Origin of the sequence: Arenimonas sp. (assembly GCF_041913985.1) — a bacterium.
Classification (GTDB): domain Bacteria; phylum Pseudomonadota; class Gammaproteobacteria; order Xanthomonadales; family Xanthomonadaceae; genus Arenimonas.
Genome location: NZ_JAYSEG010000004.1, coordinates 1 through 14705, shown reverse-complemented (window position 1 = coordinate 14705; position 14705 = coordinate 1). Strand labels below are relative to the sequence as shown.

Below are 14705 nucleotides of genomic sequence, written 5' to 3'. Positions count from 1 at the left end.
CATGGCCTTCACCGACGACCGCACCCAGGCCACCAAGCTCGACGCCATCGGCGGCCGCTACGACCCGGTGCTGCTGGGCCTGTCGCTGCTGCTGGCGGCCTTCGGCGTGGTGATGGTGGCCTCGAGCTCGATCGCCATCGCCGAGGGGCTCAACGTCGGGCCGTTCTATTTCGTCACCCGCCACGTGCTGTTCCTGGGCCTCGGCATGGGCCTGGCCTTCGCGGTGATGCGCACCGAGCTCAAGCTGATCGAGAAGTACAACCACGTGCTTCTGCTGGGCTGCTTCCTGCTGCTGCTGGCGGTGTTCCTGCCGGGCATCGGCCACAGCGTCAACGGCGCCCAGCGCTGGATCAACCTGGGCGTGTCGAAGTTCCAGGCGGTCGAGGCGGTGAAGGTGCTGCTGATCATCTGGATGGCCAGCTACGTGGTGCGCTACCGCGACGAGATCGGCCAGAAGTGGTCCACCCTGCTCAAGCCGCTGGGCATCGCCGGCCTGATCGTGGCCTTCCTGCTGGTGCAGCCGGACTTCGGCTCGGCCGCGCTGATCCTGGCCATCACCGGCGGCATGGTCTGGCTGGGCGGCGCGCGCATCCAGCACCTGCTGGCGATCGCCGCGCTGGCGCTGCCGGCGCTGGCCGCCATCGCGGTGGCCGCGCCCTATCGCGTGGCGCGCCTGAAGTCCTTCCTCAATCCCTGGGCCGACCCGTTCGACGACGGCTTCCAGCTGACGCAGGCGCTGATCGCCATCGGCCGCGGCGAGTGGTTCGGCGTGGGCCTGGGCGGCAGCGTGCAGAAGCTGTTCTACCTGCCCGAGGCGCACACCGACTTCATCTTCTCGGTCACGGCCGAGGAGCTCGGCTTCGTGGGTTCGGTGGGCATCATCGCGGTATTCGCGCTGTTCTCCTGGCGCACCTTCCGCCTGGGCCTGCGCGCCGTGGAGATGCGCCGCTACTTCGCCGGCTTCTGCGCCTTCGGCGTGGGCCTGTGGATCAGCCTGCAGGCCTTCGTTTCGATCGGCGTGAACCTGGGCCTGCTGCCGACCAAGGGCCTGACCCTGCCGCTGGTGTCCTCGGGCGGCTCGAGCGTGCTGGGCACCTGCGTGGCCATCGGCCTGCTGCTGCGCGTGAGCTACGAGCTCGACCGCGCCGAGCGCCAGGTGGCGCGCCTGCGCGGTGCCGGCGCGGCGATGCCGGACGGCGAAGGCCGCGAGGAACCGCTGCCGTCGCCGTCGCCTGCCGCGGCGGCCCCGGTGGCCGCGGGCCCGCGCGGCTCGCGCCCGCGCATCGAACCCAAGATCGGGGCGGTGGCATGACGGCCGCGAACGCACCCGTGCTGATCCTGGCCGGCGGCACCGGCGGCCACATCTTCCCCGGCCTGGCCGTGGCCGCGGCGCTGCGCGAGCGCGCGGTGCCGGTGGTCTGGCTGGGCTCGGCCGGCGGCATGGAAACCCGGCTGGTGCCGCCCGCCGGCATCGCCATCGAAACCATCAGCGTCTCGGGTCTGCGCGGCAAGGGCGCGCTGACCCTGCTCAAGGCGCCGTTCCTGCTGCTGCGTTCGATCGGCCAGGCGCTGGCCATCGTGCGCCGGCTGCGCCCGCGCGCGGTGCTGAGCTTCGGTGGTTACGCCGCGGGCCCGGGCGGCCTGTGCGCCTGGCTGCTGCGCCGCCCGCTGCTGGTGCACGAACAGAACCGCGCGCCCGGCCTCACCAACCGCGTGCTATCGCGCCTGGCGCGCCGCGTGCTGTGTGGTTTCCCCGGCGCCTTCCCGGCCGGCCGCGCGGAAGTCGTGGGCAATCCGGTGCGCCCCGAGATCGCCGCCGTGCCCGCGCCGGCCGAACGCCTGCAGGGCCGCGCCGGCCCGGCGCGCCTGCTGGTGCTGGGCGGCAGCCAGGGCGCGCACGCGCTCAACAAGGTGCTGCCGAAGGTGCTGGCGGGCGTGCCCGCCACGCAGCGCCCGGAAGTTCGCCACCAGTGCGGCGAGCGCCACGCCGAGGCCACCCGCGCGATCTACGCCGAAGCCGGCGTCGCCGCCAGCGTCGAACCCTTCATCGCCGACATGGCCGCCGCCTACGCCTGGGCCGACCTGGTGGTCTGCCGCGCCGGCGCGCTGACCCTGGCCGAGCTCTGCGCCGCCGGCGTCGGTTCGGTGCTGGTGCCGTTCCCGGCCGCGGTGGACGACCACCAGACCCGCAACGCCGAATACCTGGTCGAAGCCGGCGCCGCCGTGCTGGTGCCGGAAGGCGAGGGCTTCGCCGAGCGCATGGCCGCTGCCACCGCGCGCCTGCTGCCCGACGCCGGCGCGCGCCTGGCCATGGCCCGCGCCGCGCGCGGCATCGCCCACGCCGACGCCGCCGCGCGCGTCGCCGGCATCGTGCTCGAGGAGGCCCGCGCATGATCCGCCGCCTGCAGAACACCGGCGACCTGGCCCGCGCCTTCCCGCGCGTGCACTTCATCGGCATCGGCGGCGTCGGCATGAGCGGCATCGCCGAAGTGCTGGTGACCCTGGGCTACCAGGTGTCCGGCTCCGACGCGAACGATTCTGCCGCCACCCGCCGCCTCGCTTCTCTGGGCGCCAGCATCCACCGAGGCCACGCCGCCGCGCACGTGGAAGGCGCCGACGTGGTCGTGGTCTCGAGCGCCATCAAGGCCGACAACCCGGAGCTGGTGGCGGCCCACGCGCGCCGCATCCCGGTGGTGCCGCGCGCCGAGATGCTGGCCGAGCTGATGCGCTTCAAGCGCGGCATCGCCATCGCCGGCACCCACGGCAAGACCACCACCACCTCGCTGGTCGCAAGCGTGCTCAGCGAGGGCGGCCTGGACCCGACCTTCGTGATCGGCGGCCAGCTGCTCTCTGCCGGCGCCAACGCGCGCCTGGGCGGCGGCCAGTGGCTGGTGGCCGAGGCCGACGAGAGCGACGGCAGCTTCCTGCGCCTGAACCCGCTGGTGGCCGTGGTCACCAACATCGACGCCGACCACCTCGAGAACTACGGCGGCGACTTCGCCCGGGTGCAGGCTGCCTTCAACGAATTCCTGCACCGCCTGCCGTTCTACGGCCTGGCCGTGCTGTGCGTGGACGACCCGGAAGTGGCCGCGCTGGCCGCGCTGACGCCGCGCCACCTGGTCACCTACGGCATCCGCGAGCCGGCCGACGTGCGCGCCACCGACGTGCGCCAGGACGGCCCGTGCATGCGTTTCACCCTGCACCTGCCCGAGGCCGAACCGCAGGCGGTCACGCTCAACCTGCCGGGCGCGCACAACGTGCTCAACGCGCTGGCCGCCGCCGCCATCGGCTGGCAGCTGGGCGTCACGCCGGCCGCCATCGCCACCGCGCTGGAGAAGTTCCAGGGCATCGGCCGCCGCTTCAACCTCAAGGGCGAACTCGACTTCGGCCGCGGCAAGGCGCTGCTGGTGGACGACTATGGCCACCACCCGCGCGAGCTCGAGGCCGTGTTCGCCGCGGCCCGCGGTGGCTGGCCGGAGCGCCGCCTGGTGGTGGCCTTCCAGCCGCACCGCTACAGCCGCACCCGCGACCTGTTCGACGATTTCGCCGCCGTGCTTTCGAGCGCCGACGCGGTGCTGCTCACCGACGTCTACCCGGCGGGCGAGGCGCCCATCGCCGGCGCCGACGCCAAGTCGCTGGCCCGCGCCATCCGCGCCCGCGGCCGCATCGACCCCGTCCTGGCGGGCACCGCCCGCGAGCTGCCGCGCGTGCTGGCCGACGTGCTGGCCGACGGCGACCTGCTGCTGGTGATGGGCGCGGGCGACATCGGCCACGTCGCCGCGGAACTCGCGGCCCACGGCATCAAAGGAGTGACCCAGGCATGACGCCGACCGTTCCCCCGCTGCGCTGCACCGACGCCCGCGCCTTCGGCCGCGTGGCGGTGCTGATGGGCGGCACCAGCGCCGAGCGCGAGGTGTCGCTTGATTCCGGCCGCAACGTGCTGGCCGCGCTGCAGTCCCGCGGCGTCGACGCGCACGCCGTGGACGGCATCCCGGCGCTGGTGCAGGCGCTGGTGGCCAAGCGCTTCGACCGCGTGTTCAACATCCTGCACGGCAACAAGGGCGGGGGCGAAGACGGCGTGCTGCAGGGCCTGTGCGAGGCGCTGGGCGTGCCGGTCACCGGCTCCGGCGTGCTGGGCTCGGCGCTCGGCATGGACAAGATCCGCACCAAACAGGTGTGGCTGGCGCTGGGCCTGCCGACGCCGCGCTACGTGCGCCTGGCCAAGGGCGACGACGTGCACGCCGCCGCCCGTTCGCTGGGCCTGCCGGTGATCGTGAAGCCCTCCTGCGAAGGCTCCAGCGTGGGCGTGTCGCGCGTGTTCGACGACGCCGGCCTCGACGCCGCCGTCGCGCTGGCCGCGGCCTACCCGGGCGAACTGCTGATGGAGCAGCTCATCGTGGGTGGCGAATATACCGTCGGCATCCTGGGTGACATCGCGCTGCCGAGCATCCGCATCGTGCCGGCCGGCGAGTACTACGACTACCACGCCAAATACCAGGCCGAAGACACCCAGTACCTGTGCCCGGGCCTGGAAGGCGAGGCCGAGGCCGGCATCCGCGCGCTTGCGCTGGCCGCCTTCCGCGCCGCCGGCTGCAGCGGCTGGGGCCGCGTGGACGTGATGCGCGACGCCGCCGGCAACAACTACCTGCTCGAGGTGAACACCGCGCCGGGCATGACCAGCCATTCGCTGGTGCCCAAGGCCGCCGGCCAGCTCGGCATCGGCTTTGAGGAGCTGTGCTGGCGCGTGCTCGAGACCAGCCTGCCGAAGGAGGGCGCCGGCGCATGAACGCCCTGTTGCGCATCGCTGCGTGGATCCTGGCGATCGGCCTGGTGGCCCTGCCCGTGGTGGCGGTGCTCAATGGCTGGATCGCCGGCGAGCGCTGGCCGATGCGCCGCCTCGCCGTCACCGGCGAGTTCCGTCAGGTGGACGAGGCCGCCGTGCGCGAGGCCGTGCTGCCGATGGTGCGCGACGGCTTCTTCGCCGTGGACCTCGACCGCGTGCGCGCCGCCGTGGCCGCGTTGCCCTGGGTCGAGAAGGTCGAGGTACGCAAGCGCTGGCCCGACCGCCTGGAAGTGAGCCTGAGCGAACACACCCCGGTGGCGCGCTGGGGCGAGGACCGGATGCTCTCCGAGGACGGTGAACTGTTCGCCGCGCCGGAAGGCGCCGGTGCCGGCCTGCCGCGTTTCGAAGGCCCGGAAGACCGCGCCTCCGAACTGATGTCGCTCTACAGCCTGGCGCGGCCGCTGTTCCTGCCGCTGGGCCTGAAGGTCGAGGTGGTGCGCCTGAGCGCCCGCGGCAGCTGGACGCTGCTGCTCGACGACGGCACCGAGATCGAGGCAGGGCGCGGCGACCCGCAGGCCCGCCTGGCCCGCTTCGCGCGGATGCTGCCGCAGCTGCGCGCCGACCAGGCCCGCCGCGTGGCGCGTGCCGACCTCCGCTACACCAATGGCTTCGCGATCGTCTGGCAGGACGCTCCCGCGCCCACCCCGCAGGAAGGAAACACATGAATCGCAAGGGCGACAAGTCGCTGATCGTCGGCCTCGACATCGGCACCTCGAAGGTCACCGCGCTGGTGGGTGAATATTCGCCCGGCCACGAGATCGAGGTGATCGGCATCGGCTCGCACGAATCGCGCGGCATGAAGCGCGGCGTGGTGGTGGACATCGAATCCACCGTGCAGTCCATCCAGCGCGCGGTGGAAGAAGCCGAGCTGATGGCCGGCTGCGAGATCCGCTCGGTCTACGCCTCGATTTCCGGCAGCCACACCCAGTGCCGCAACTCGCCCGGCATCGTGCCGGTGGCGGGCGGCGAGGTGACCTACGCCGACCTCGACCGCGTGCTCGAGGCCGCCAAGGCCGTGGCCGTGCCGGCCGACCAGAAGATCCTGCACGCCATCCCGCAGGAATACATCGTCGACAACTCCCAGGAAGGCATCCGCAACCCGGTGGGCATGAGCGGCGTGCGCCTGGAAGTGCGCGCGCACCTGGTCACCGGCGCGCAGTCGGCCGCCAGCAACGTGATGAAGTGCGTGCAGCGCTGCGGCCTGCAGGTGGACGACCTGATCCTGAGCTCGCTGGCGTCCAGCACCGCCGTGCTCACCAGCGACGAGAAGGAGCTGGGCGTGGTGCTGGTGGACATCGGCGCCGGCACCACCGACATCGCGGTGTTCGTGCAGGGCGCGATCCGCCATTCCGCCTCGCTGCCGATCGCCGGCGACCAGGTCACCAACGACATCGCCCACCTGCTGCGCACGCCCACGCCGGAAGCCGAGCAGATCAAGGTGCGCTATGCCTGCGCCCTGGCCCAGCTGGCCACCGCCGAGGAATCGATCCAGGTGCCCAGCGTGGGCGACCGCCCGCCGCGCCGCCTGGCCCGCCAGGCGCTGGCCGAGGCGGTGCAGAACCGCTACGAGGAAATCTTCGAGATGGTGCAGGCCGAACTGCGCCGCTCCGGCTTCGAGGAGCTGGTGCGCGCCGGCCTGGTGCTCACCGGCGGCGCCTCGCGCATGGAAGGCGTGGTCGAGCTCGCCGAGGAAATGCTGCACATGCCGGTGCGGGTGGGTATTCCCCAGCACGTGTCCGGCCTGGGCGAAGTGGTCGGCAACCCGGTGCACGCCACCGGCGTCGGCCTGCTGCTCTGGGGCAGCCAGATTGAAAACCCGCGCCGCCCGGCCCTGTCGGCCGGCAAGGCCGGGACGATTTGGACGAAGTTCAAGAACTGGTACCGAGGTGAGTTCTGAACCGCGTCGATGCAACAACCGCGACACCCGAATAACAACAACCTATAGCAATCCCTGGATTCGAATCACGGAGGACGAGGACATGGCACATTTCGAACTGATCGAGAAGCTGGCACCCAATGCGGTGATCAAGGTGGTGGGCGTGGGCGGCGGCGGCGGCAACGCCGTGGCGCACATGGTGAACGCGGGCGTGGAGGGCGTTGAGTTCATCACCGCCAACACCGACGCGCAGGCCATCAAGCAGTGCGGCGCCAAGCTGCAGCTGCAGCTGGGCAGCAACGTCACCAAGGGCCTGGGCGCCGGCGCCAACCCCGAGGTCGGCCGCCAGGCCGCGCTCGAGGACCGCGAGCGCATCGTCGAGGCCCTGGAGGGTGCCGACATGGTGTTCATCACCGCCGGCATGGGCGGCGGCACCGGCACGGGCGCGGCCCCGGTCGTGGCCCAGCTGGCCAAGGAAATGGGCATCCTGACCGTCGCGGTCATCACCAAGCCGTTCCCGTTCGAGGGCCGCCGCCGCATGCAGGTGGCGCTCAAGGGCATCGAGGAGCTGAGCCACCACTGCGACTCGCTGATCACCATCCCGAACGAGAAGCTGATCACCGTGCTCGGCCGCCAGGCCACCATGGTGCAGGCCTTCCGCGCCGCCAACGACGTGCTGCTGGGCGCCGTGAAGGGCATCGCCGACCTGATCGTCAGCCCGGGCCTGATCAACGTCGACTTCGCCGACGTGCGCACGGTCATGTCCGAGATGGGCCTGGCCATGATGGGCACCGGCATCGCCCGCGGCGACGACCGCGCCCAGGCCGCCGCCGAGGCCGCCATCTCCAACCCGCTGCTCGACGAGGTCAACCTGTCGGGTGCCAACGGCGTGCTGGTCAACATCACCGCCGGCCCGGACTTCACCATGGCCGAGTTCGACGAGATCGGCCGCACCATCGAGGACTTCGCCTCCGAGGACGCCACCGTCGTCATCGGCACCTCGCTGGACCCGGAGATGCAGGACGAGGTGCGCGTGACCGTGGTGGCCACCGGCCTGAACCGCGGCGTGGTGCGCCAGCCGGTCCGGACCCCGGAGAAGGAAACCTACCGGGCGCCGGTGAAGCTCGTCCGCAATGCCACCACCGGCATGTACGACGACAGCGCCATGGCCAACGTGAACGCCGCGCCGACCGCCGGCGGCCACCTGGGCCTGCGGGCGGGCCGGGCCTCGGAGCCGGTGTCGGGTGCCGACACGGCGCTGTCGGGCCTGGGCAACGACCACAGCTACCTGGACATCCCGGCCTTCCTGCGCCGCCAGGCGGACTGAGCCGTACCCGGCGGCCGCCGGCGCCCGACCAGGCGCCAGGCCGCCACCACCGGTCGCCCGGGACGGGTGGCCGGGCTTCAGCCGCGGGCCCCGGGCCCGCGGGCAGTGTCCCCAGGGGTCGGGAAACCTTGGCCCGCCGGTCCGCCGGCGGGCCCTTTTCCGGGCCGGAGGGGAGGGTCCCGGTGTGCAACGACCGGCCGGAAATGCCAATATCGTTGCAGAATCGAGACAAGCGTTTGAATGTTAGGTTTTCGTTTGTTGGCCGGTGTGTTATCGTCCTCGACGGTTTTGCGCGCTCCCGCCCCGGAGACCGCCACAAAAATGATCAGACAGCGAACCCTCAAGAACGTCATCCGCGCCACCGGCGTCGGCCTGCATAGCGGCGAAAAGGTCTACATGACCCTGCGCCCGGCTGCGCCCGACACCGGCATCGTGTTCCGCCGCGTCGACTTCGACCAGCCGGTCGAGATCCACGCCAAGGCCGAGCGCGTCGGGGACACCAGCCTTTGCACCGCGCTGGTCGAGGGCAATGTCCGGGTCATGACGATCGAGCACCTGCTCTCCGCCATGGCCGGCCTCGGCATCGACAATGCCTATGTCGACCTGTCCACGGCCGAAGTGCCCATCATGGACGGCTCGGCCGGTCCCTTCGTGTTCCTGCTGCAGTCGGCGGGCATCGAGGAGCAGAACAAGGCCAAGCGCTTCATCCGCATCAAGAAGCCGATCAAGGTCGAGGACGGGGACAAGTGGGCCCGCTTCGAGCCCTTCGAGGGCTTCAAGGTCGGTTTCACCATCGACTTCCAGCACCCGATCTTCAACAAGGCGACCTCGAGCACCGAGATCGACTTCTCCACGACCTCGTTCGTGAAGGAAGTCAGCCGGGCCCGCACCTTCGGTTTCATGAAGGACATCGAGTTCCTGCGCGAGCGCAACCTGGCGCTGGGCGGCTCGATGGACAACGCCATCGTGCTCGACGACTACCGCGTGCTCAACGACGACGGCCTCCGCTACGAGGACGAGTTCGTCAAGCACAAGATCCTCGACGCCATCGGCGACCTGTACCTGCTGGGCCACAGCCTGATCGGCGCCTTCTACGGCTACAAGTCCGGCCACGCGCTCAACAACCAGCTGCTGCGCGCCCTCCTCGCCGACACCTCGGCCTGGGAAGAAGTGACTTTCGAGGACCCGGCCCTGGCGCCGATCTCCTACGCGCACCCGGCCCAGGCGGTCTGAGCACCGCTTCGTCCGCGCCTTAACGCGGATTTAACGCCCGGTTAACGACACGCTACGTTCCACGGGGCATCATGCCCCGTCGGCCTTTGGCCGGGTCGAGGCAGCCAGCCGCAGAAGCTGGGCCTTCAGCCCCGGGTCCGAAACCGACTGGGCGGTGGCCCGCAGTGAATCGCGGACCTCCTCGGAAAGTGGTTTCGACGAGCCGGTTCCTGCGGGGATGGCGGGTTCCGGCGGCACCACCTTCACCACCAGCGTCCTGGCCTTGAGCCCAGCCGCGGCCGCCGCGCCCAGCAGGGCATCGGCATGCAGCCGCAGCTTGGCCTTCCAGACCGGCGCGCTGACCAGGAACACCACGTTCTTTTCATCCACGTTGGCCAGCCTGCACTGGTCGGCCAAGGTGGCGGGGAGACTCTGGCGCAGCACGGGGTCGAGTTCGCCCAGCCAACGGGCGCGTTCGACCACGCTGGCCAACCCGGTCCCGGACAGCGCTTCCAAGGCGCGCGGGGGCAGGGTGGTCGGTGGCGCGGCGCCGCGGACGAAAGGTTTGGGTGGCTTAGACATGATGAATGTCATCATCGCAGCAAATTTCCTCCGTTCGCCAAAGAAATTGGCGTTCGACCAGCCCAAGGTGGCCGCCACGGCGCTGGGCGTCGTCGCCCTGGTCCTGGGCCTGGCCTTCACCGCCGGCTTCCTGGCCCGCGGCGCCGATGGCGCGGCCCGCGCCGAGATCGCCAAGCTCCAGGCCGAATTCGACCAGCAGGCGCGTGAACTCGCCGCCGCCCGCGACGAGGCCCAGCTCGAGGTCAACGCCATCGCCGCCCGCGTCGGCGAGCTGCAGGCCCAGGCCAACCGCCTCAACGCCCTTGGCGACCGCCTGACCCAGGTGGGCAAGCTCAAGGACGGCGAATTCAACTTCAACGAGCTGCCCGGCCAGGGCGGCGCCGAATCCGCCGAAGACGTGCCCGCCGGCGACCTGCTCTCGAGCCTCGACGCGCTGGAAGCGCAGTTCGCGCACTCGGGCCGCCAGCTCTCCGTGCTCGAATCGATGCTGTTCAACCAGAAGCTCGAGAACAAGCGCACCCCGGCCGGCATGCCGGCGCCGGGCTACATCTCGTCGCGCTACGGCGGCCGCAACGACCCCTTCGGCCGAGGCCGCGCCCACCACGCCGGCATCGACATCGACGCCAACACCGGCGACCCGGTGACCGCCGCCGCCGAGGGCGTGGTGAGCTACTCCGGCGTGCGCAGCGGCTATGGCAACGTCGTCGAAATCGACCACGGCAACGGCTACAAGACGCTGTACGCCCACAATTCCGCCAACCTGGTGCGCTCGGGCGACATCGTCCGCGCCGGCCAGCAGATCGCCAGGGTCGGCTCCACCGGCCGCTCCACCGGCTCGCACCTGCACTTCGAAGTGCAGCTCAACGGCCGCCAGGTGAACCCGCGCCAGTACCTGGACAAGGCGCGCGGCTGAGGTTCCGGGCCGGGGCTTGATACCCCGGCCACCGTCCCCAAGTTAGACTAGACGGCCGCGACGCCCCCCGGGCAGCCGCGGCCTTTTTGCTTGCGCGCCTTGCGCGTCCCGCCACCAACCGGCTTTTCCAATGCTCAACAGCTTGCTCACCCGCATCTTCGGCAGCCGCAACGAACGACTGCTCCGCCAGTTCCAGAAGAACGTCGCCAAGATCAACGCACTCGAGCCGGGGCTGGAAAAGCTCGACGACGACGCCCTCCGGGCCAAGACCGATGAATTCCGCGCCCGCATCGCCGCCGGCGCCAGCCTCGACGACCTGCTGCCGGAAGCCTTCGCGGTCTGCCGCGAGGCGTCCCGCCGCGTCCTCGGCCTGCGCCACTACGACGTGCAGCTGATCGGCGGCATGGTGCTGCACTCGGGCCGCATCGCCGAGATGCGCACCGGCGAAGGCAAGACCCTCGTGGCCACCCTGCCCACCTACCTCAACGCGCTCGCCGGCAAGGGCGTGCACGTGGTGACGGTGAACGACTACCTGGCCAAGCGCGACTCGGCCTGGATGGGCCGCCTGTACAACTTCCTGGGCATGAGCGTCGGCGTGGTCTACCCGGGCATGCCGCATTCCGACAAGAAGGGCGCCTACGCCGCCGACATCACCTACGGCACCAACAACGAATACGGCTTCGACTACCTGCGCGACAACATGGCGCTGGCCAAGGAAGACCGCTTCCAGCGCGGCCAGTTCTTCGCCATCGTCGACGAGGTGGACTCGATCCTCATCGACGAGGCCCGCACCCCGCTGATCATCTCCGGCCCGGCCGACGAATCGCCCGAGCTCTACATCAAGGTCAACCGCGTCGTTCCCAAGCTGATCAAGCAGGAATCGGAAACCGGCGAGGGCGACTTCTGGGTGGACGAGAAGGGCAAGCAGGCCCACCTGTCCGAGCAGGGCATGGAGCACGCCGAGGAGCTGCTGCGCGAGGCCGGCATCATCGCCGAGGGCGACAGCCTGTACTCCGGCAACAACCTGGCCGTGGTGCACCACCTCAACGCCGCGCTGCGCGCGCACGCCATCTACCAGCGCGACGTGGACTACATCGTCCGCGACGGCGAGGTGGTGATCGTCGACGAGTTCACCGGCCGCACCCTGCCGGGCCGCCGCTGGTCCGACGGCCTGCACCAGGCGGTGGAGGCCAAGGAAGGCGTGCCGATCCAGCGCGAGAACCAGACGCTGGCCTCGATCACCTTCCAGAACTACTTCCGCATGTACGCCAAGCTCGGCGGCATGACCGGCACGGCCGACACCGAGGCCTACGAGTTCCAGACCATCTACGGCCTCGAAGTGGTGGTCATCCCGACCCACCGCCCGATGGTGCGCAAGGACCACGCCGACCTGGTCTACCTGGCCCGCCCGGCCAAGTTCAACGCGGTGATCGAGGACATCAAGGACTGCTACTCGCGCGGCCAGCCCGTGCTGGTGGGCACCACCTCGATCGAAACCTCGGAACTGCTGGCCACCCAGCTCAAGAAGGCCGGCATCCCGCACGAGGTGCTCAACGCCAAGCAGCACGAGCGCGAGGCGCAGATCGTCGCCAACGCCGGCCGCCCGAAGGCGGTCACCATCGCCACCAACATGGCCGGCCGCGGCACCGACATCGTGCTCGGCGGTTCGCTCGAGGCCGAGCTGCACGCGCTCGGCGAAGGCGCCAGCGACGCCGACAAGGCCCGCGTGAAGGCCGACTGGCAGAAGCGCCACGACGAGGTGAAGGCCCTGGGCGGCCTGCACATCATCGGCACCGAACGCCACGAGAGCCGCCGCATCGACAACCAGCTGCGCGGCCGCGCCGGCCGCCAGGGCGACCCGGGTTCGTCGCGCTTCTACCTCTCGCTCGAAGACAACCTGATGCGCATCTTCGCCGCCGACTGGGTGCAGAAGGCGATGCGCGGCATGGGCATGAAGGAAGACGACGTCATCGAGTCGGGCCTGGTCACCAAGCAGATTCAGAACGCCCAGCGCAAGGTCGAGTCGCACAACTTCGACATCCGAAAGAACCTGCTCGACTTCGACGACGTCGCCAACGACCAGCGCAAGGTCATCTACCAGCAGCGCAACGAGCTGCTGGAGTCCGACTCGGTGGAAGAGGCGGTCAACGCCATCCGCGAGGACGTTCTGGCCGAGATCACCCGCCGCCACGTGCCGGCCGATTCCATCGACGAGCAGTGGGACCTGCCGCTGCTCGAGCGCACCCTGGCCGACGAATACGGCCTGGTGGTCGACCTGCAGGGCCCGGCCAAGACCGAGGAGGCGATCGACGCCGACCGCATCCTCGAGCTGGTGCAGCAGGCCGGCGAGCGCCTGTTCGCCGACAAGCAGGCCCAGCTGGGCCCCGAGATGATGCGCCACCTGGAAAAGCACCTGATGCTCAACGTGCTCGACCAGAACTGGAAGGAGCACCTGGCGCGCATGGACTACCTGCGCCAGGGCATCCACCTGCGCGGTTACGCGCAGAAGCAGCCGAAGCAGGAGTACAAGCGCGAGAGCTTCGAGCTGTTCACCGAGATGCTCGACAAGGTGAAGCTGGAAGTGGTGTCGCTGCTGGCCCGCGTGCGCATCCGCAACGAGGAGGAGGTCGCCGCGATGGAGGCCGCCGAGCGCCAGCGCCTGGCGGCGCAGGAGCGCAAGATGCAGTTCCAGCACCCGGAGACGGGCGGCTACGGCACCGAGGACGAGGCCGCCCAGGCCCAGGCGCTGGCCGCGGAAGGCCAGGGCGTGCTGGCCGGCACCTTCACCCGCGACGAGCCCAAGGTCGGCCGCAACGACCCTTGCCCCTGCGGCAGCGGCAAGAAGTTCAAGCAGTGCCACGGCAAGCTCGACTGACCGAGGAACCCCGGCCGGATGCCCGCCGACCGACCTAAGCCCGTGCACGTGGTCGCGGCCGTCCTCCGGGACGCCCGCGGCCGGATCCTGCTGGCCCGGCGCACCGCCGGGCGCGACCTGGCCGGCGCCTGGGAGTTCCCGGGCGGCAAGGTGGAGCCGGGCGAAACCGCGCTGCAGGCGCTCGACCGCGAACTGCACGAAGAGCTGGGCATCCGCGTGGTGGGGGCCGAACCGCTGGTGGCGGTGCCCCAGGCCTACCCGTCCAAACGCATCGTGCTGGACGTCTACACCGTCACCGCCTTCGAGGGCACGCCCCGCGGCCGCGAGCGCCAGGCCCTGGCCTGGACCCCGCCCGAGAAGCTGCGCGACTACCCCATGCCCCCGGCCGACCGCCCCGTCGTGGCGGCCCTGACCAGCCCGGCGCGCTACCTCATCAGCCCGGAGCCGGAAGACCCGGCCGCGTGGCTGGCCAAGCTGGAGAAGGCGCTGAAGGCCGGCATCCGCCGCATCCAGTTGCGCGCCCGCGGCCTGCCGCCGCGCGCCCTGGCCGACCTGGCCATGGACGCCCGCACCCGCTGCCACGCCGCCGGCGCCGAACTGCTGGTCAACGGCGAACCCGGCCTGGCCGCCGACCTGGGCCTGGGCCTGCACCTGCGCTCCAGCCAGCTGATGGGCCTGCAGGCGCGTCCGCTGCCGCCAGGGCAGCTCGTGGGAGCCTCCTGCCACGATGCGGACGAACTGGCCCATGCGGAGCGCCTGGGCCTGGATTTCGCCGTCCTTGGCCCCGTGCGGGCCACCGAGAGCCATCCGGGGGCCGCGCCCCTGGGCTGGGACCGGTTCGCGGCGCTGCGCGAAGCGGTGTCGCTGCCGATCTACGCCCTGGGCGGAATGCGCCCCGCCGACGTGGCCACGGCGCGCCGGCACGGCGGGCAGGGCGTGGCGGGCATCCGGGCCTTCTGGCCGCGTTGAGGGCCCCCTGTAGGAGCGGGGGGTGGCCCCCCCCGGATCCCGGCGGGGGGGGCGGGGGGATCCCCGCGGTGGTTGGGTTTTGTGGGGGGGTTGGGGGGGGGGGGGGGG

11 protein-coding genes and 1 pseudogene are annotated in these 14705 nt (G+C 70.8%); 11 read left to right on the top strand and 1 reads right to left on the bottom strand.

The window, feature by feature from the left end; genetic code table 11:
• The first annotated feature begins 1 nt into the window (after position 1).
• The 8 genes and pseudogenes from ftsW to lpxC all read left to right on the top strand — a co-directional run bounded on the left by ftsW (position 2) and on the right by lpxC (position 9279).
• Complete coding sequence (gene ftsW / locus ACE3Q2_RS02095; RefSeq protein ID WP_374472389.1) at positions 2-1312, top strand: putative lipid II flippase FtsW; 1311 nt, start codon at positions 2-4, stop codon at positions 1310-1312.
• Entirely contained in the window at positions 1309-2394 is a 1086-nt protein-coding gene (murG, locus tag ACE3Q2_RS02090) for an undecaprenyldiphospho-muramoylpentapeptide beta-N-acetylglucosaminyltransferase (protein WP_374472387.1), read from the top strand. The genes ftsW and murG overlap by 4 nt, the downstream gene beginning before the upstream one ends.
• Positions 2391-3824 carry a UDP-N-acetylmuramate--L-alanine ligase gene (gene murC, locus ACE3Q2_RS02085; RefSeq protein WP_231695563.1) on the top strand — a complete coding sequence of 478 codons (1434 nt, stop codon included), beginning with the start codon at positions 2391-2393 and terminating at the stop codon, positions 3822-3824. The genes murG and murC overlap by 4 nt, the downstream gene beginning before the upstream one ends.
• The gene (locus ACE3Q2_RS02080; protein ID WP_374472384.1) at positions 3821-4786 is read left to right on the top strand and encodes a D-alanine--D-alanine ligase; all 966 of its coding nucleotides are present in this window, start codon (positions 3821-3823) and stop codon (positions 4784-4786) included. The genes murC and ACE3Q2_RS02080 overlap by 4 nt, the downstream gene beginning before the upstream one ends.
• Positions 4783-5508, top strand: coding sequence for a cell division protein FtsQ/DivIB (locus ACE3Q2_RS02075; protein ID WP_374472382.1), 726 nt, complete (start codon positions 4783-4785; stop codon positions 5506-5508). Before ACE3Q2_RS02080 ends, ACE3Q2_RS02075 begins: the two co-directional genes overlap by 4 nt.
• Complete coding sequence (ftsA, locus tag ACE3Q2_RS02070) at positions 5505-6740, top strand: cell division protein FtsA (RefSeq protein WP_043804740.1); 1236 nt, start codon at positions 5505-5507, stop codon at positions 6738-6740. Before ACE3Q2_RS02075 ends, ftsA begins: the two co-directional genes overlap by 4 nt.
• Positions 6741-6822: 82 nt before the next feature.
• Positions 6823-7866: pseudogene (gene ftsZ / locus ACE3Q2_RS02065) on the top strand (cell division protein FtsZ); the annotation flags it as partial.
• A 501-nt stretch (positions 7867-8367) separates the two neighbouring features.
• Positions 8368-9279, top strand: a complete 912-nt coding sequence (lpxC, locus tag ACE3Q2_RS02060; protein WP_043804737.1) for a UDP-3-O-acyl-N-acetylglucosamine deacetylase — start codon at positions 8368-8370, stop codon at positions 9277-9279.
• A gap of 69 nt (positions 9280-9348) precedes the next feature.
• Here the strand turns inward: lpxC and ACE3Q2_RS02055 are convergent, their stop codons facing one another.
• The gene (locus ACE3Q2_RS02055) at positions 9349-9855 is read right to left on the bottom strand and encodes a DciA family protein (RefSeq protein ID WP_374472379.1); all 507 of its coding nucleotides are present in this window, start codon (positions 9853-9855) and stop codon (positions 9349-9351) included.
• Between ACE3Q2_RS02055 and ACE3Q2_RS02050 the strand changes: the two genes are divergently transcribed.
• The 3 genes from ACE3Q2_RS02050 (at position 9839) to ACE3Q2_RS02040 (ending at position 14597) form a co-directional block, all read left to right on the top strand.
• Positions 9839-10753 (top strand): M23 family metallopeptidase, encoded by a 915-nt coding sequence (locus ACE3Q2_RS02050; RefSeq protein WP_374472377.1) that lies wholly within the window; start codon positions 9839-9841, stop codon positions 10751-10753. The genes ACE3Q2_RS02055 and ACE3Q2_RS02050 overlap by 17 nt on opposite strands.
• Positions 10754-10883: 130 nt before the next feature.
• Positions 10884-13628, top strand: a complete 2745-nt coding sequence (gene secA / locus ACE3Q2_RS02045) for a preprotein translocase subunit SecA (RefSeq protein WP_231695558.1) — start codon at positions 10884-10886, stop codon at positions 13626-13628.
• A gap of 18 nt (positions 13629-13646) precedes the next feature.
• Entirely contained in the window at positions 13647-14597 is a 951-nt protein-coding gene (locus ACE3Q2_RS02040; protein WP_374472375.1) for a Nudix family hydrolase, read from the top strand.
• Positions 14598-14705: the final 108 nt, after the last annotated feature.